Origin of the sequence: Streptomyces sp. SAI-135 (genome assembly GCF_029893805.1) — a bacterium.
Lineage (GTDB): Bacteria > Actinomycetota > Actinomycetes > Streptomycetales > Streptomycetaceae > Streptomyces.
On record NZ_JARXYP010000002.1, the window covers coordinates 1780865 to 1797291 of the forward strand.

The window sequence follows — 16427 nt, forward strand, 5'->3', positions numbered from 1 at the left end:
CGGGCAGCGCCCGTCGGGGACGTCAGCCGTCGCGCCGGGCCGGATCCGGGGCCGGGTAGGCGGGGTCCAGTTCCTCGATGGCCCGCATCGACGCGCCGAGCGTCTTCACCAGGAGGTCGCGCATGGTGCCGCGGGAGAGCTGGGGCGGGCCGTCGATCCAGTCCAGAGTGGCGCCCTCGACACTGCACACCCAGGCGAGCAGGCCCATGCGGGCCAGCGGGGAGATGTCGGTGGTGCCGTACGCCCCGTCGGCGATGGTCGCGACGATCGCCTCCCGCACCCCGTCCCGGATGGCGTGCACCTCGGCGTCGAAGCCGACCCCGCCGCTGACCACGGTGCGGTAGGCCGCCTGGTTGTGCTCGGCGTAGCGCAGATAGCTGTCCAGGGTGCGGTGGACGCGGTCCACCTGCTCCATCTCCAGGCCGCTCGCCGCGTAGGTGACCAGGTCCGCGACGGAGTCCTGGATGATCGCCAGGTAGTAGCCCCTCTTGGACTGGAAGTAGTAGTAGATCAGCCCCTTGGCGACATGCGCCTGCTTGGCGATGTCGTCCATGGAGAGCGCGTCGTAGGAGGTGTCCGCGAACAACTTCCGCCCGATGGCGATGAGTTCGGCGCGGCGCGCAACCGAGCGCTCGGTGCCGCGGGCCCGTGGCCGGGCGGCTTCACGCTGATCACTGATATTCAAGTTTTCGCCCCTGGTCTCGGGCTGGCGGCGGGACATCCGCAGTATGTCAGGTCACTTGTGGATCAGGTCACAGGAGACCGAGCTGCGTGACGAGCATCGCGATCACCGCGACGAGGGTCCAGCCCGCGACATGTTCGAGGATCTTCGGGCCGTGGTCCTCGGGGCCGCCGGTACGGGCGCGGGCGGCGGTGGCAGAGTGTGCGGTCATGGTGTCTCGCTGATCTCGGACGTACTGGTGGACTCCCCCGCCGATCCGTCCACCTTGCCACTGCTGGCGGCTTGTGCGGCCGAGACCTTGGTCACAGCGCACGGCCCCCGACGGACGCCGGGGGCCGTGCGGGGGTGGCTCAGCGCACGCCCACCGCCGCGAGCGCCTTGCGCTGGCGCGGGGTCGGGCAGGCGGGGAAGTACAGATAGCAGACGCCTCCGGTGCCGGAGACGACCTTGCCACTGGCGTTGTACCGCTTGGTGCGCAGCCAGATGTTCTCCCACTCGCGCCGCTTGTAGACGCGCCGCACCGCCTCGTCGCTCGGCGAGGCCGGGTCGTTGGCGATCACATCGCCCTCGGCGGTGAAGCCGATCACCGTCATGAGGTGGCCCGAGGTGCCGTAACCGGCCCCGGTGAGCTCCTCCTTGAGGAACGACTGGGACGTTATGGCCGGGATGCCGGCCGCGATCAGGGTCTCCAGGTCGGTGAGCGAGCCGAGCCGGGTCACCACTCCCTGGAGGTCCTCGAAGGTGGCCGCGTAGGCCGCGTTGAACGGCCAGTTGCCGCAGCCCGCGTACTGGTAGTCGTAGGTGTACCGGGCCGCGTGGCAGACCTGGGGGTCGGCGTACGACGGGTCGACCCAGGCCAGTTGCTCCTCGGTGAGCCGGCCGCCCCAGTACTCGATGATCATCTGCGAGGAGGTGGGGCTGCACCAGGCCTCGCCGCCGTTGTCGTACTCCGGGTACTGGCCCTTGTGGATCTCCTGCGAGTAGCGCGGGACGATCAGTTCGCGGGCGAGGCCGGGGGTGGAGGCCGGGACGGTGAAGCGGTCCGGGACGTCCGAGCCCATCGCGCCCAGCCGCCAGACGGCCGGCGTGTTCTTCGCGCCGGGCCTGCGGTACAGGGTCAGCCGCAGCCGGTACGAGGCCAGGCGCAACCCGGTCGAGGGGTCGTCGATCGCGAAGGTGTCCGTCCAGATCGAGCTCTTGTCGTCTGTCTGGTCGTCGACCGAGGTCCGCTTGATGTCCCCGTCGCCGGCCGCCCAGCGGCCCATCACGTACCAGGGGGTGACCGTGCCGTCGGAGTACGTCCCCTTGAGCTCGATCTGGATCCAGGTGCCGGCCGGGGTGTGCGCGTTCCAGGAGGCGATCACCTCGGTCGAGGGCACGGTGAGCGCGTGGACCGGGGAGGTCCAGGTCGCGTACTCCCAGGTGGCGGTGGTCCCGGTGTGCGGGTCGGTGTAGTCGGTGGTGCCCGTGGGGGCGCCGATCACGACGCCGGGGCGACGGCCGGCGACGGCCCGGACGCCGTCGGCGGTGCCGGCGCGCCAGTCGCTGTAGGTGATCCAGGCGTGGTTGTCGACGGGGCGGCCGGCGGTCTCGTCGGGTTCCGCGCCGGCCGCGGCGCCTGCCGCGGTCGCGGTGCCCGTGCCGCCTGCCACCGCGGCGGCGACCGCGACGGCCAGAACGGTTCTGCGGGACGGCTGTTCGGCTCTGCTCATGGGTGGGAAGACCCCCAGGTGTCCGATGCGGGCGGGCCGATGCCCGGTTGTGCGCCAACTATGAACGAGGCGGCATGCTCCTGCCAGCACTTCGGCCCATGCCACGCCCACGAATATTGGTCTGGTCCACTGGCATGACCTGGGAAGCCGCGGTTCCGCCGACCGGCGGCGGCACGTCACTAGACTGGCCGCGCCCTGTCCGCCCGGCCCTCAGGAACACCGTGCACGACCTCGCCTCCCGGATCCGCCGGCTCCCCCCGTCCTGCGGGCCGGTCCGTCTGATCGGTGTCGACGGGCACGCGGGTTCCGGGAAGTCCACGTTCTGCGGGCGGTTGGCCGACGCCCTCGGGGGCGCGCCGGTGCTGCACCTCGACGACATCGCCAGCCATGACGAGCTGTTCGACTGGACCGGCCGGCTGCTGAGCGAGGTGATCACCCCGCTCGGCCGCGGCGAGACCGCGCACTACGCCGTCTACGACTGGCACGCCCGCCGCTTCGGCCCGCCCCGTGCCCTGCCGCCCGCGCCCGTGGTCCTGCTGGAGGGGGTGGGCGCGGGCCGCCGTGCGCTGCGGCCCCACCTGGCGCGACTGCTGTGGATGGAGCTGCCCCGTGAGGAGTCCTGGGCGCGCGGCCGTTCCCGGGACGGGAGGGAACTGCGGGAGTTCTGGGACGGATGGGTCGTGGCGGAAGAGCGGCATTTCGCCGAAGACCCCTCCCGGCCGTTCGCCGATCTCCTGGTACGGCAGCGCCAGGAGGGATATGCGATCACCCAAGGGCCTGCGGGGACCCTTGGACCGGACCACGGTGTCACCCACGGTGACGGCCCAGCGGCGATGTGTTGAACCTGTGAAGACCCGCCGGTAGGAACTTGCCTGAGTCGCCCAACTCCGCTTGACCGAGGGGCCGTACAGGTCTTACGTTCTCAATGTGCGGCCGTTCGAAGCCGCCCGCAGTCGCGAAGCCCCCGGTTGTTCCCCCGTGATCGGGGGCTTCGTTCTGCCCTCACACGGAGTTCCGGGCGCTGTGAGCCGCGATCCGCTCACCCTCGGTCACCACCCCCGGTGCGCCTCATCTGCTCCCACCTCGCCAAACGGCCTGTGCGGCACCCTACGGCGGGCGACACCACCGCAGGTACGATGCCCTCGGTGCGACCTACGGACGACTGCTCTGCGCACCGTTGCAACTCCGGTCCGCGGCACAGCGGTTGGACGAAGGCGGCCACCGGGCGTCGGCCCGGTGGTGAAACCACGGGGGCACGGTTTGTGGGGGACGTGATGGATTTCGGCACGCAGGGCCCCGAGGCCCCGGCCGACCTCGCCTGGCTGCGAGGTGTGGACGCCTACACGATGGGCGCCTATCCGCAGGCGGAGGACGAGTTCCGTACCGCGGTGCGGATCGATCCCGGAATGGCCGACGGCTGGCTCGGGCTGCACGCGCTGCGGGTCGACACGACGACCGCGCTGCTCAGGATGTTCCGGCACCGCGAGCGCTTCGGTGAACAGCGCGCCCGGCACCGGCGCACCCTCAACTCCTGGTACTGGCTGGGCTGGTGGGTGCAACCGGTGCTGGAGAGCCCGCGGGACCTGCTGCTCGCGCACGCCTCGCACTGGCTGGACGGCCGCCATGTCCCCGAGCTGGACCGGGCCCTCGCGGGTCTGCCCCCGGTGGACACCGATCAGCAGGTCCGCTTCCTGCACGCCTGCCGTGCCTACCTGGTCAAGGACTGGGAGCAGCTGGTCCGGCACACCGACCCGCTGATCGACGACCCCATGCTCGGCATCGAGGCCGGCCTGTTCGGCGGCATGGCCCGGGTCCGCCTGGAGATGTACGGCCAGGCCGAACCGCTGCTCTCGGCGGCCCTGATGCGCTGTCGCAGCGAACAGCCGCAGCGCAAGGAGCTGCGGTACTGGCTGGCCCGGGCGCACGAGGGGACGGGCCGCTCCGCCGCCGCGCTCCCCCTCTACCGGGCCGTGCACCGCGTCGACCCCGCCTTCATGGACACCTCGGCCCGGCTGGCCGCGATCGCCGAGGGCGACGGGTACGACGACCCGGCCGACCTCGCGGCGATCACGCTCTCCGGGTTCGGCCAGGACGCGCTGGAGGGACCCGACGGCATCGATCCGCTCTTCGGGGTCGAGGGGCGCGAGCTGAAGCTCTCCGATCCGGAGCCGCCGCCCACCGGCCCGCTGCCGTCCATGACCGACCCGGCGGGACGCGAGCGGTCCGGCACCCCGGCGGGGCCACTGCCCGCGGGACCCACCGACCCCGTCTTACTGGAGGAGGCTCTCACCGAACTGGAGCGCATGGTGGGCCTGGAGCCGGTGAAGCGCCAAGTCAAGGCACTGTCCGCCCAGTTGAACATGGCCCGGCTGCGCGCCGGGCAGGGCCTGCCGGTCCAGCCGCCCAAACGGCATTTCGTCTTCTCCGGGCCCTCCGGCACCGGCAAGACCACGGTGGCCCGCATCCTGGGCCGCGTCTTCTACGCCCTCGGCCTGCTCGGCGGCGACCACCTCGTGGAGGCGCAGCGGGCGGATCTGGTCGGGGAGTACCTCGGCCAGACGGCGGTCAAGGCCAACGAACTGATCGACTCGGCGCTCGGCGGGGTGCTCTTCGTCGACGAGGCGTACTCGCTCTCCAACTCCGGCTACGGCAAGGGGGACGCGTACGGCGACGAAGCGCTCCAGGTGCTGCTGAAGCGGGCCGAGGACAACCGGGACCACCTCGTCGTGATCCTCGCCGGTTATCCGGAGGGCATGGACCGCCTGCTCTCCGCGAACCCGGGGCTGTCGTCCCGTTTCACGACCCGGGTGGACTTCCCGTCGTACCGCCCCCTCGAACTCACCTCCATCGGCGAGGTGCTGGCGGCGGAGAACGGCGACGTCTGGGACGAGGAGGCGCTGGACGAGCTGCGCTCCATCGCCGGGCACGTGGTGGACCAGGGGTGGATCGACGAGCTGGGCAACGGGCGGTTCCTGCGGACGCTGTACGAGAAGAGCTGCGCGTACCGGGATCTGCGGTTGTCGACGTATCCGGGGATGCCGAGTCGTGACGACTTGTCGACACTGCGGCTGGCGGATCTGATGCAGGCGTACGGGGAGGTCCTGTCGGGGCGGGGGCCGCAGGATCCTTCGGCGATGTAGTTCGTCGGCCGCGGGCCGGTAGGGGCTTGTCGCGCAGTTCCCCGCGCCCCTGAAGGCAGTGGGTGCAACTGGGCGGACACCCACCGGCCCGCAGCCGTACGACCCCTACGACGCCAACGCCTCCTCGCTGCTCCGGGGCTCGGTGACCCTGACCTCCGGCAGCTCCCGGTGCGCAGGATCCCGCACCTCACCGACCAGCAGCTCCAGTACGTCCTCCAGGGCGACCAGACCCAGCACCTTGCCCGACCCGTCCGCCACCTGGGCCAGATGGGTCGCCGCGCGCCGCATCACCGTGAGCGCGTCGTCCAGCGGCAGGTCGGAGCGGAGCTTGGTCATCGGCCGCCAGACCTGCTGCGGCACCGCCCGCTGGGAGTCCTCCAGATCGAGTACGTCCTTCACGTGCAGGTAGCCCATGAACGCGCCGTTCTCCGCGGCGATCGGGAAGCGGGAGTACCCGGTACGGCCGGTGAGCTCGATGATCTGGCCCGGGGTCACCGAGGGGCGCACCGTCACCAGGGACTCGCGCTTCAGCAGGACGTCGGTGACCGGGCGCGAGCCCAGTTCCAGCGCGTCCTCCAGGCGTTCCTGTTCCTCGGGGTCCAGCAGGCCGGCCTGGCCGGAGTCCTCCACCAGCCGGTTCAGCTGCTCGCTGGTGAAGACCGCCTCGACCTCGTCCTTGGGCTCGACGCGGAAGAGCCGCAGGATGGCCCGGGCGCAGGCGCCGAGGGCGAGGGTGATCGGCCTGCACACCCGCGCGAAGGCCACCAGCCCGGGGCTGAGCCACAGCGCGACCTTCTCCGGCGCGGCCATCGCGAGGTTCTTCGGGACCATCTCGCCGATGACGAGGTGGAAGAAGACGACCGCGGCCAGGGCGATGACATAGCCGAGCGGATGGATCATGCCGTGCGGCAGGTGGATCCACTCGAACACCGGCTCCAGCAGGTGCGCGACCGTCGGTTCGGCGACCGCGCCGAGCGTCAGCGAGCACACCGTGATGCCGAACTGGGCCGCCGCCATCATCTGGGGCAGCCGCTCCAGGCCGTACAGGACCTGGCGGGCGCGCGCCGTGCCGAGCGGTTCGATCTGGCTGCGGCGCACGGAGACCAGCGCGAACTCGGCACCGACGAAGAAGCCGTTGGCGAGCACGAGCAAGGCGGCGAAGAGGAGTTGGAGCACGCTCATCGGGCGGCCTCCATGACGTTGACCGCGGGGACCGTGCGGACCAGGCGGACCCGCTCTGCGCGGTAGTGCCCGACCTGGCGCACGGTGAGCCGCCAGCCGGGCAGCTCGGCGCGGTCGCCGACGGCGGGGATACGGCCGAGCAGGTCGGCGACCAGTCCGGCGACGGTCTCGTACGGCCCCTCGGGCACGTCGAGGCCGATGCGCTGGAGGATGTCGACCCGGCAGCTGCCGTCGGCGTCCCAGGCGAGGCGGCCGTCCTCGGGCGGGGCCGCGGCCAGTTCGGGGGTCTCCTTGGTCACGTCGTCGTGCTCGTCGCGGACCTCGCCGACGATCTCCTCGACGATGTCCTCCAGGGTGACCACGCCGGCCGTGCCGCCGTACTCGTCGACGACGACGGCGATGGGCTGCTCGCTGCGCAGCCGGGCCAGCAGGGGCTGGACCGGGAGCGTCTCGGGCACCAGCAGCGCCGGGCGGGCGATGCGGCCGACGGGGGTGCGCAGCCGGTCCTGGACCGGGACGGCCAGGGCGTCCTTGAGGTGGACCATGCCGACGATCTCGTCGATCTTCTCCCGGTACACGGGGAAGCGGGACAGACCGGTGGCGCGGGTGAGGTTGACGACGTCCTCGGCGGTGGCCGAGGCCTGGAGCGAGCTGACCTTCACGCGCGGGGTCATGACGTGCTGCGCGGTGAGCTCGGCGAGGGACAGGGTGCGGACGAAGAGGTCCGCGGTGTCCTGTTCCAGGGTGCCGGCCTGGGCCGAGTGGCGGGCCAGGGAGACCAGCTCGCCGGGGGTCCGGGCGGAGGCCAGCTCCTCGGCGGGCTCGATGCCGAGGGCGCGCACCAGGCGGTTGGCGACGGCGTTCAGGGCGGCGATCACCGGCCGGAACAGGCGGGCGAAGGCGTGCTGGGGGCCCGCGACGAAGCGGGCGACCTGCATCGGCTTGGAGACCGCCCAGTTCTTGGGCACGAGCTCGCCGATCACCATCTGCACGGCCGAGGCCAGCAGCATGCCGACGACGACGGCCACACCGGAGACCGCGCCCTCGGGGACGCCGACGGCCGTGAACGGGCCGTGCAGCAGCTCCGCGAGCGCCGGTTCGGCGAGCATGCCGACGACGAGGGAGGTGATGGTGATGCCGAGCTGGGTGCCGGAGAGCTGGAACGACAGCTCCTTCAGCGACTCGGCGACCCTGCGGGCCCGACGGTCGCCTTCCGCGGCGGCCTTCTCGGCGTCCGTGGCCTCGACGGTGACGAGGCCGAACTCGGCCGCCACGAAGAAGCCGTTGGCGAGAATCAGCAGGAACGCCGCTCCCAGGAGCAGCAGGGGGATGGTCATGCCGCCGCCTCGATGTCTCGCTGGACATCTCGGGAGGGGGCGGCGCAGGTACTACAGGACGATCCGTCCATCGCTGGAGGGAGTCACTCCTCGGGTAGCAGGAACAACGAGAGGCGGAGGCGCAAGGAAAACGCCTCCGCCAACAGATTAATCAAGACAAGGCCGACTGCGGCAGGGTGGAAACCCCTGAGTCAGCCCTGATCTTCGTCGGAGCGGGCTGTGGAGCGGGCCTCGGCGAGTGCCCGCAGGGCCTTCGCGTCGGCGATGGCCTGCTGCTTCGCGATGCCCGGCTGGATACCGAGGGCGGGCAGGCTGGTGCCGTCGCTGAGGTTGAGGAAGACCCACGGGTCGCCCGGGCGGAGGTTCACCTGGATGATCTCGGCCCATTCGAGGTGCCGCCGGCCGGCGATGTTCTGGACGGTGACGCCGGACTCGTCGGCGACGACCTTCACCCTCGCCAGCAGGAACAGCACACCGGCGAGCAGGGCGGCGGTGAGGATGAAGCTCAGGCGCTCACCGGGGCCGAGCTGCTCCAGCAGGAGCGCGATCACCGTGATCGTCACGAAGATCGCGACGCCCGCGCCGATCAGCACGGCACGGGTGCGGCCCGGCCGGAAGGTGACGGGGAGGGTGGGGGGTTCGGAGGACATCTGCGGTACTTCCCTCACAGACGGCAGGCGTGGATGGCCGTCGTCAGGATGGCCCGCGCGCCGATGTCGTACAGGTCGTCCATGATCCGCTGCGCCTCCTTGGCGGGGACCATCGCGCGGACGGCGACCCAGCCCTCGTTGTGCAGCGGGGAGACGGTCGGGGACTCCAGGCCGGGGGTGAGCGCGACGGCCTTCTCGAGCTGCTCGACGCGGCAGTCGTAGTCCATCATCACGTACGTCCGTGCCACCAGGACGCCCTGGAGGCGCCGCAGGAACTGCTGGACCTTCGACTCCGCGGCCTCGTCCTCGTCGGCGCCGGTGCGGCGGATGACGACGGCCTCGGACTTCATGATGGGCTCGCCGAAGACCTCCAGGCCCGCGTTGCGCAGGCTGGTGCCGGTCTCGACGACGTCCGCGATGACCTCGGCGACCCCGAGCTCGATGGCGGTCTCGACCGCGCCGTCGAGGTGGACGACGGCGGCGTCGATGCCGTTGTCGGCGAGGTGCCCGGCGACGATCCCCTCGTAGGAGGTGGCGACCGTCTTGCCCTTCAGGTCCTCGACGCCGTTCGCGGTGCCCGGCTTGGACGCGAAGCGGAACGTGGAGCGGGCGAAGCCGAGCGGCAGGATCTCCTCGGCGTCGGCGCCGGAGTCGATCAGCAGGTCACGGCCGGTGATGCCGATGTCGAGCTGGCCGGAGGAGACGTAGATCGCGATGTCCCGGGGGCGGAGGTAGAAGAACTCCACGTCGTTGACCGGGTCGACGATGCGCAGTTCCTTGGACTCGCGGCGCTGCTGGTAGCCGGCCTCATGCAGCATGTCCGCCGCAGGTCCTGACAGGGAACCCTTGTTGGGGACGGCGATGCGCAGCATGAGGTCGGCTTCCTTTGCTCTGAGGGGTTGTTGCGGCGGGTGGCTTACAGGTGGGCGTAGACGTCGTCGAGGGAGATCCCGCGCGCGACCATCATCACCTGGACGTGGTAGAGCAGCTGCGAGATCTCCTCGGCGGCCGCCTCCTTGCCCTCGTACTCGGCGGCCATCCAGACCTCGGCGGCCTCTTCGACGACCTTCTTGCCGATGGCATGGACGCCCTTGCCGACCAGCTCTGCGGTGCGGGAAGTGGCGGGATCGCCGTTGGCGGCCTTGTGCTGGAGCTCGGTGAAGAGCTCCTCGAACGTCTTATTGGACATGGTGGCGCCCACTTTACGCGTAAGCCCGCACCACCTAGTGCCATGGTTCGGATACTGAGCGGAGGGTGGCCGCCGTGGCCACCGCGGCGGTCACCGCCTCGTGTCCCTTGTCCTCGTTCGAGCCCTCCAGGCCGGCCCGGTCCAGGGCCTGTTCCTCGGTGTCGCAGGTCAGCACGCCCATGCCGACGGGGACGCCGGTCTCGACGGAGACCTGGGTGAGGCCCTGGGTGACGCCCTGGCACACGTACTCGAAGTGCGGGGTGCCGCCGCGGATGACGACACCGAGGGCGACGATCGCGTCGTAGCCGCGGCCCGCGAGGACCTTGGCGACGACCGGGAGTTCCCAGCTGCCGGGGACCCTGAGGAGGGTCGGCTCGTCGATGCCCAGGTCGTGCAGGGCCCGCAGGGCGCCGTCGACCAGTCCGTCCATCACCTTCTCGTGCCACTGCGCCGCGATGACGGCGACCCTGAGGTCGCCCACGTTGCGTACGGACAGCTCCGGTGCACCCTTGCCGCTCACGTTCTCGAACTCTCCTCGAAGTGCTTACTGGTTGCTGCAGGTGGACACCGGGGTGGTGTCCAGCCAGGGAAGGTCGTGGCCCATCCGGTCCCGCTTGGTGCGCAGGTACCGGAGGTTGTGCTCGCCCGCCTGGACGGGCATCGGCTCCCGGCCTGTGACCTTGAGGCCGTGCCGCAGGAGGGCGTCGGACTTGTCCGGGTTGTTGGTCATCAGACGCAGGCTGCGCACGCCGAGGTCCTCCAGGATCTGCGCGCCCGCCCCGTAGTCCCGGGCGTCGGCGGGCAGGCCGAGCTCCAGGTTGGCGTCGAGGGTGTCGTGGCCCTGCTCCTGGAGTTCGTAGGCCCGGAGCTTGGACAGCAGGCCGATGCCGCGCCCCTCGTGGCCGCGCAGGTAGACCACCACTCCCCTGCCCTCGGCCTGGATGCGTTCCAGGGAGGCGTCGAGCTGGGGGCCGCAGTCGCAGCGCAGGGAGCCGAAGACGTCGCCGGTGAGGCACTCGGAGTGGACGCGGACCAGGACGTCCTCGCCGTCGCCGATCTCGCCGTGGACGAGGGCGACGTGCTCGACGCCGTCGACGGTGGAGCGGTAGCCGTACGCGGTGAAGGTGCCGTGGGCGGTGGGCAGCCGGGTCTGGGCCTCGCGGCGGACCGTGGGCTCGCTGCTGCGGCGGTAGGCGATCAGGTCCTCGATGGAGATGATCGTCAGGCCGTGCTTGCGGGCGAAGGGGATCAGCTCGGGGAGGCGGAGCATCCGGCCGTCCTCGCCCGCGATCTCCACGATCGCGCCCGCCGGGCGCAGTCCCGCGAGGCGGGCGAGGTCGACGGCGGCCTCGGTGTGGCCGTTGCGGGTGAGGACGCCTCCGTCCTTGGCGCGCAGCGGGAAGATGTGGCCGGGGCGGACGAAGTCGGTGGGCTCGGCGTCACCGCTCGCGAGGAGCTGAAGCGTGGTCGCGCGGTCGGACGCCGAGATCCCGGTGGTCACCCCGTGAGCGCCCGAGGCGTCCACGGAGACGGTGAACGCGGTCTTCATCGACTCGGTGTTGTCGTCGACCATCTGCGGGAGCTTGAGCCGTTCGAGTTCGTCGCCCTCCATGGGGGCGCAGATCAGGCCACGGCACTCGCTCATCATGAAGGCGACGATCTCGGGGGTGATCTTCTCGGCGGCGACGACCAGGTCGCCCTCGTTCTCGCGGTCCTCGTCGTCGACGACCACGATGGGGCGGCCGGCCGCGATGTCGGCGATGGCCTGCTCGACGGGGTCCAGCGCGAAGTCCTCGAACCCGTCGGTGCTGTACAAGATGGGTGCGGCAGTCATGCCGGCGCTCCTTCCATGACGGGCCGCGCGGACTTCCGCGAGCGCAGCCACCAGTCGCGCATGCCCCACAGGACGAGCGCGCCGTAGATGACGTAGACGAAGCCGGAGAAGGCGTAGCCGTTGGCGAAGTTCAGCGGGACGCCGACGAGGTCGACGAGGAGCCAGGCGAACCAGAACTCGACCATGCCGCGGGCCTGGGCGTACATGGCGACGACGGTGCCGACGAAGATGTAGGCGTCCGGCCAGGGGTCCCAGGACAGGCTGGGGTAGGCCTTGAAGAGCAGGGCGACGGCGACGGTGCCGACCGCGGCGGCGCCGACCAGGGCACCGCGCTCGCGCCAGGTGGCGAAGCGGGGCGCGATGTGCCCGTCGCCCGACTGCCCCTTGTTGCGGTTCCACTGCCACCAGCCGTACAGCGCGACGACCATCACGACGGCCTGCTTTCCGGCGCTGCCGGTGAGGTGGCCGTAGAAGGCGCCGAAGAGGATGAGGCCGGAGGCGAACTGCACCGGCCAGCTCCACAGGTTGCGCCGCCAGCCGAGGGCGAGGGCTATGAGGCCCAGGATGTTGCCGATCATGTCGGACCAGAGGATGTGCTGGCCGAACAGGGTGAAGGCCTCGGTGTTGAGGGAGTTCACTTTCCCGCCCCCTGACTGCTCGCGAGCAGGCGCTCGACGTACTTGGCGACGACGTCCACCTCGAGGTTGACCGGGGCGCCGGGCTGCTTGAGGCCGAGCGTGGTCAGGGCGAGGGTGGTGGGGATCAGGCTGACCGTGAAGTAGTCGGGACCCGCGTCCACGACGGTGAGGCTGATGCCGTCGACCGTGATGGAGCCCTTCTCCACGACATAGCGGGAGAGGTCCGCGGGCAGCGAGATCTTGATGATCTCCCAGTGCTCGGAGGGCTTGCGCTCCAGGACCTCGCCGGTGCCGTCCACGTGCCCCTGCACGATGTGCCCGCCGAGACGCGCGCCTACGGCGGTGGGGCGCTCCAGGTTGACGCGGGAGCCGACGCCCAGGGCGCCGAGGCTGGAGCGGTCGAGGGTCTCGGCCATGACGTCGGCGGTGAACTCGTCGCCCTCGTGGTCGACGACGGTGAGGCAGACGCCGTTGACGGCGATGGAGTCCCCGTGCTTCGCACCTTCGGTGACGACGGGGCCGCGCAGTCGGAAGCGACAGGCGTCGCCGAGGTTCTCGACGGCGGTGATCTCGCCCAGCTCTTCGACGATTCCGGTGAACACTTCCCGGGTCCTCCCTGCCTCATTCGGGCACGGACTCCGGGGCTGTCGATGACGACAGAAAGGACGAGCGACACACCGGGGGCGACGCCGGACGCACTCGTCCCGCAGGACGAACGGATACGGCGGCGCGCACGAATGCCCGCCCGCCGCGCACTGCCTCCCATCCGGACTTTAACCGTCGGTCCAGGAATTTCACCTGGTCAACCGGCCGCTGGAAGCGGTCGGGTCGCGGACTGTAACCGCCGGTTCGGAATTTCACCGACCCCGGAGTGCGCTGCTTCTGGTACAGAGCCAGTCTGCCACGCCTGATCGACGTCCATACAGGCGAAGAGTGTGGGGTGGCTCACAGGCGGTGTCGATGGACTTGTGCGGCGGTCCGGAATCCCAACCGGCCGGTGGCGCATATCCATTGACGAAATGGTCTAGTCCTTTTTAGGGTCGCCGTGCGTGGACACCCGCACAGACGGGCCCGGCGGCGGTGACGACGGCCCTTGCCCGCCGCCGGGTCTCCCCCCTCCGGCGCGGCCCGCCCTCAGTGCGGCGCGAACAACTCGTCCTGAGCCCTGTCCCTCGCGGTCAGCAGGGCTCCGCGCAGCACCGCCGCGCCCCCCAGGACACCGGCCCGTACCTCGGTCGGCAGCGGCGACATCCGGCGGACCCGGTGTTCGACCCGGGCCGCGAGGTCGGCGCCGCCCGCCTCGCCCACCTCACCGCCGAGCACCACGCAACCTGGATCCAGGATCGCGGCGACGGAGGCTACTCCCACGGCGAGGCGGTCCGCGAGGGCGTCCAGAAACGCCGTCGAGGCGCGGGCCACCGCCTGCCTGACCAGCCCGGCGGCCACCGGCCCGTCCCCCTCGTCCCCGACCGCCGTGCCGTGCTCCGCCGCCAGCGCCGCGATCGCCGCGGAGCCCGCGAGGGAGTGGAAGCCTCCTTCGCAGTCGGTCGCCGACGGCAGGACGGCCGTGCCGGGAACCGGCAGGAATCCGATCTCTCCCGTGCCGCCCGACGCACCCCTGCGCAGGCTGCCGTCCAGGACGACCGCCGCGCCCGTGCCGTGGCCGAGCCACAGCAGGACGAAGGTGTCCCGGTCCCGGGCGACCCCCTCCCGCTGTTCCGCCAGGGCCGCGAGGTTGGTCTCGTTCTCGACATGGACGCGTGTCTCGGGCAGCCGCTCCTGCAGGGCCAGCACCAGCCGCCGGTGCCAGGCGGGCAGGCCGCCGGAGTCGCGGAGTTCGCCGCTGGCCGGGTCGATCAGGCCGGGGGCGCCGATGCCGACGGTGTGCAGTTCGGACACCCCGGCCTCCTTCGCCGTCCGCTCGACCAGCGCGACGGCCTGCTCGACCGCGGGCCCGGTCCCGGTGTCCCCGCCGATGGGCACCGACGCCTCGGCCAGTACCCGTCCCAGCAGGTCGGAGACGAGGACGGAGACGCCCTCGGTACGGACGTCGAGGGCCGCGAGGTGGGCCCGGTGGGCGACGATGCCGTACAGCTTCGCGTTCGGGCCGCGGCGCTGCTCCCCCGACTCCCCGACCACGTCGATCAGTCCGGCGGCGGCGAGGCGCTCGACGAGGTCGGCGACGGACGGCCGGGACAGACCGGTGAGCTGCTTCAACTGCCCTGCCGTCAGCGGGCCTTCCTGCTGGAGCAGGCGCAGGGCGAGCCGGTCGTTGATGGCCCGGGCGGTGCTCGGGGATGCGGGCATGCCGGGAATCCTCTCAGATCGGCAGTGCCGGATACGCGCTATCTATCAGGCAGGGTTCCTGATAGTTTACGGCGGCGACAAGGTGCTGACGCGGAACCGGGAGGGGCCCGAGGATGAGCGATGTGGTGCACGCGCCGGCAGAGGTGCGGCGGGCCCGGTACGCCGTGGCCGCCGTGTTCGCCGTGCACGGGGCCGTGACCGGCTCGTTCGCGACACGGGTGCCGTGGATCCAGGACCACTCCTCGGTGAGCGCCGGGCAGTTGGGCCTCGCTCTCGCCTTCCCCGCACTCGGCGCGTCCCTGGCCATGCCGCTGGCGGGCCGTGTCAGCCACCGCTTCGGCGCCCGCAACGCCCTGCGCGGTCTGATCACCCTGTGGACGCTGGCCCTGGTGCTGCCCTCCCTCGCCCCGAACCTCCTCACGCTCTGCCTCGCCCTCTTCGTCTACGGCGCCACGGCCGGCATGGCGGACGTGGCCATGAACGCGCTCGGCGTGGAGATCGAGAACCGCCTGGGCCGCTCGATCATGTCCGGGCTGCACGGCATGTGGAGCGCGGGTGCCCTGATCGGCTCGGCCGCCGGCACGCTCGCCGCGCACCTGGGTTCGGACGCCCGCCTGCACCACGCTCTGGCGTCGGCCGCGCTCACCCTGCTCGGCCTGCTGTGCTGCCGGTGGGTGCTGGACCTCCAGCCCGCCGAGGACGAGGAACCGCCGCCCCGGTTCGCGCTGCCCCCGAAGTCGGCGCTGCTCATCGGCGCGGTCGGCTTCTGCGCGGTGTTCGCGGAGGGCGCGAGCCTGGACTGGTCGGCGGTGTACCTGCGGGACCAGCTGGAGACCTCGGCCGGGCTCGCGGCCGCGTGCACCACCGGCTTCACGTTCACCATGGCGGTCGCGCGGCTGGTCGGCGACCGGGTCGTGGACCGGTTCGGTTCGGTGCGCACGGTGCGGGCGAGCGGGGCCCTGGCCGTGCTCGGCGGGCTGCTCATCGTCGTCGCGGACCATCCGGCCGTGGCGATGGGCGGGTTCGCGCTGATGGGTCTCGGGATCGCGGTGGTCGTGCCGCTGTGCTTCGCAGCGGCGGGCCGCAGCGGTTCCAACCCCAGTCTGGCGATCGCCGGAGTCGCCACGATCACCTACACCTCGGGGCTGATCGCCCCGAGCGCGATCGGCACGCTGGCCCAGGCGACCAGCCTGATGGTGTCGTTCGCGCTGGTGACCGTGCTGGCCTGCGGGATCATGGCCTTCGCGGGTGTGCTGCGGGCCGGCGACCGGGACCGCCCGAAGATCAGCCCTGCGGCCGCAGCAGTTCCCGACCGGCGGCCCTGAAGCCCTCGCTCCAGGGCGCGGGGCGCAGGGTCCTGGCGTCCAGCCGGACCAGGACCCGGGTGCCGCGCGCGTACGTGGTGGTCCCGTCCTCGGAGCAGAACCGGAAGCCGTAGGTCAGGCCGGTGGTGCCGAGGCGCTCCAGCCACAGGTGGACGGCGTAGGTGCCGGTCCGGGTGACGGGGGCCTCGTAGCCGATGAGCAGCTCCTTGACGACGTTGCAGGCGTCCCCGGCGCTCGCCCAGTCGCCGTCGAAGCGGACGCCGCGCTCCTGCCAGAACTCCGTCCAGGCCCGCTCGACGAGCAGGGGATAGCGGGCGTTGTGCAGCATGCCCAGGGCGTCCAGGTCGTCGAAGTGGACGGTGACCGGGATCAGTCGGCCGTAGGACAGGGCGGGGGCGAGAGCGGCTTCGGCGGTCACGGGTGCGGAGCTC

General features: G+C 71.3%; 17 protein-coding genes and 1 riboswitch. Of the genes, 3 read left to right on the forward strand and 14 right to left on the reverse strand.

Annotation, left to right across the window (positions count from 1 at the left end; all coding sequences use genetic code 11):
- Nucleotides 1-22: 22 nt before the first annotated feature.
- The 3 genes from M2163_RS12455 to M2163_RS12465 all read right to left on the reverse strand — a co-directional run bounded on the left by M2163_RS12455 (nt 23) and on the right by M2163_RS12465 (nt 2394).
- A complete protein-coding gene (locus tag M2163_RS12455; protein ID WP_280852712.1) occupies nt 23-685 on the reverse strand; it encodes a TetR/AcrR family transcriptional regulator in 663 nt (220 codons plus the stop codon).
- Between the two features lie 67 nt (nt 686-752).
- Complete coding sequence (locus M2163_RS12460) at nt 753-893, reverse strand: SCO1431 family membrane protein (protein WP_107092806.1); 141 nt, start codon at nt 891-893, stop codon at nt 753-755.
- Nucleotides 894-1032: 139 nt separating this feature from the next.
- Entirely contained in the window at nt 1033-2394 is a 1362-nt protein-coding gene (locus M2163_RS12465) for a peptidase C39 family protein (protein WP_280893991.1), read from the reverse strand.
- 221 nt (nt 2395-2615) lie between these two features.
- Between M2163_RS12465 and M2163_RS12470 the strand changes: the two genes are divergently transcribed.
- Both M2163_RS12470 and M2163_RS12475 read left to right on the forward strand, forming a co-directional pair.
- On the forward strand, nt 2616-3236 hold the full coding sequence (locus M2163_RS12470) for a hypothetical protein (protein WP_280852710.1): 621 nt from the start codon (nt 2616-2618) through the stop codon (nt 3234-3236).
- A 432-nt stretch (nt 3237-3668) separates the two neighbouring features.
- The gene (locus M2163_RS12475) at nt 3669-5534 is read left to right on the forward strand and encodes an AAA family ATPase (protein WP_280852709.1); all 1866 of its coding nucleotides are present in this window, start codon (nt 3669-3671) and stop codon (nt 5532-5534) included.
- A gap of 105 nt (nt 5535-5639) precedes the next feature.
- Here M2163_RS12475 and M2163_RS12480 read toward each other — a convergent pair whose 3' ends face one another.
- The 10 genes from M2163_RS12480 to M2163_RS12525 all read right to left on the reverse strand — a co-directional run bounded on the left by M2163_RS12480 (nt 5640) and on the right by M2163_RS12525 (nt 14671).
- Nucleotides 5640-6716, reverse strand: a complete 1077-nt coding sequence (locus M2163_RS12480; protein ID WP_280852708.1) for a hemolysin family protein — start codon at nt 6714-6716, stop codon at nt 5640-5642.
- Complete coding sequence (locus M2163_RS12485; protein WP_280852707.1) at nt 6713-8053, reverse strand: hemolysin family protein; 1341 nt, start codon at nt 8051-8053, stop codon at nt 6713-6715. Before M2163_RS12485 ends, M2163_RS12480 begins: the two co-directional genes overlap by 4 nt.
- A 191-nt stretch (nt 8054-8244) precedes the next feature.
- Nucleotides 8245-8703: a PH domain-containing protein gene (locus M2163_RS12490; RefSeq protein ID WP_280852706.1), complete on the reverse strand. Its 459-nt coding sequence runs from the start codon at nt 8701-8703 to the stop codon at nt 8245-8247.
- A 14-nt stretch (nt 8704-8717) separates the two neighbouring features.
- Nucleotides 8718-9575, reverse strand: a complete 858-nt coding sequence (gene hisG, locus M2163_RS12495; protein ID WP_280852705.1) for an ATP phosphoribosyltransferase — start codon at nt 9573-9575, stop codon at nt 8718-8720.
- A gap of 44 nt (nt 9576-9619) precedes the next feature.
- Nucleotides 9620-9892 carry a phosphoribosyl-ATP diphosphatase gene (locus M2163_RS12500; protein WP_020117406.1) on the reverse strand — a complete coding sequence of 91 codons (273 nt, stop codon included), beginning with the start codon at nt 9890-9892 and terminating at the stop codon, nt 9620-9622.
- A gap of 34 nt (nt 9893-9926) precedes the next feature.
- On the reverse strand, nt 9927-10412 hold the full coding sequence (ribH, locus tag M2163_RS12505) for a 6,7-dimethyl-8-ribityllumazine synthase (RefSeq protein ID WP_007380641.1): 486 nt from the start codon (nt 10410-10412) through the stop codon (nt 9927-9929).
- Between the two features lie 24 nt (nt 10413-10436).
- On the reverse strand, nt 10437-11726 hold the full coding sequence (locus M2163_RS12510; RefSeq protein WP_280893992.1) for a bifunctional 3,4-dihydroxy-2-butanone-4-phosphate synthase/GTP cyclohydrolase II: 1290 nt from the start codon (nt 11724-11726) through the stop codon (nt 10437-10439).
- On the reverse strand, nt 11723-12364 hold the full coding sequence (locus M2163_RS12515) for a nicotinamide mononucleotide transporter family protein (RefSeq protein WP_280852703.1): 642 nt from the start codon (nt 12362-12364) through the stop codon (nt 11723-11725). The genes M2163_RS12510 and M2163_RS12515 overlap by 4 nt, the downstream gene beginning before the upstream one ends.
- Nucleotides 12361-12966: a riboflavin synthase gene (locus M2163_RS12520; RefSeq protein ID WP_280852702.1), complete on the reverse strand. Its 606-nt coding sequence runs from the start codon at nt 12964-12966 to the stop codon at nt 12361-12363. Before M2163_RS12520 ends, M2163_RS12515 begins: the two co-directional genes overlap by 4 nt.
- Before the next feature lie 146 nt (nt 12967-13112).
- Nucleotides 13113-13243: riboswitch (FMN riboswitch) on the reverse strand.
- A 255-nt stretch (nt 13244-13498) separates the two neighbouring features.
- Complete coding sequence (locus tag M2163_RS12525; protein WP_280893993.1) at nt 13499-14671, reverse strand: ROK family transcriptional regulator; 1173 nt, start codon at nt 14669-14671, stop codon at nt 13499-13501.
- Nucleotides 14672-14784: 113 nt separating this feature from the next.
- Between M2163_RS12525 and M2163_RS12530 the strand changes: the two genes are divergently transcribed.
- The gene (locus M2163_RS12530) at nt 14785-15996 is read left to right on the forward strand and encodes an MFS transporter (RefSeq protein ID WP_280852700.1); all 1212 of its coding nucleotides are present in this window, start codon (nt 14785-14787) and stop codon (nt 15994-15996) included.
- On the opposite strand, the gene M2163_RS12535 is transcribed toward M2163_RS12530, so the two are convergent.
- The gene (locus M2163_RS12535; RefSeq protein WP_280852699.1) at nt 15956-16414 is read right to left on the reverse strand and encodes a thioesterase family protein; all 459 of its coding nucleotides are present in this window, start codon (nt 16412-16414) and stop codon (nt 15956-15958) included. The two genes, M2163_RS12530 and M2163_RS12535, sit on opposite strands and share 41 nt — an antisense overlap.
- Nucleotides 16415-16427: the final 13 nt, after the last annotated feature.

Excerpts from the sequence above, each read along its gene's own strand:
- M2163_RS12480 (WP_280852708.1), bottom strand. The coding sequence starts at position 6,716 with ATGAGCGTGCTCCAACTCCTCTTCGCCGCCTTGCTCGTGCTCGCCAAC.
- M2163_RS12500 (WP_020117406.1), bottom strand. The coding sequence starts at position 9,892 with ATGTCCAATAAGACGTTCGAGGAGCTCTTCACCGAGCTCCAGCACAAG.
- hisG (WP_280852705.1), bottom strand. The coding sequence starts at position 9,575 with ATGCTGCGCATCGCCGTCCCCAACAAGGGTTCCCTGTCAGGACCTGCG.
- M2163_RS12465 (WP_280893991.1), bottom strand. The coding sequence starts at position 2,394 with ATGAGCAGAGCCGAACAGCCGTCCCGCAGAACCGTTCTGGCCGTCGCG.
- M2163_RS12475 (WP_280852709.1), top strand. The coding sequence starts at position 3,669 with ATGGATTTCGGCACGCAGGGCCCCGAGGCCCCGGCCGACCTCGCCTGG.
- M2163_RS12490 (WP_280852706.1), bottom strand. The coding sequence starts at position 8,703 with ATGTCCTCCGAACCCCCCACCCTCCCCGTCACCTTCCGGCCGGGCCGC.
- M2163_RS12485 (WP_280852707.1), bottom strand. The coding sequence starts at position 8,053 with ATGACCATCCCCCTGCTGCTCCTGGGAGCGGCGTTCCTGCTGATTCTC.
- M2163_RS12530 (WP_280852700.1), top strand. The coding sequence starts at position 14,785 with ATGAGCGATGTGGTGCACGCGCCGGCAGAGGTGCGGCGGGCCCGGTAC.
- M2163_RS12510 (WP_280893992.1), bottom strand. The coding sequence starts at position 11,726 with ATGACTGCCGCACCCATCTTGTACAGCACCGACGGGTTCGAGGACTTC.
- M2163_RS12525 (WP_280893993.1), bottom strand. The coding sequence starts at position 14,671 with ATGCCCGCATCCCCGAGCACCGCCCGGGCCATCAACGACCGGCTCGCC.
- M2163_RS12460 (WP_107092806.1), bottom strand. The coding sequence starts at position 893 with ATGACCGCACACTCTGCCACCGCCGCCCGCGCCCGTACCGGCGGCCCC.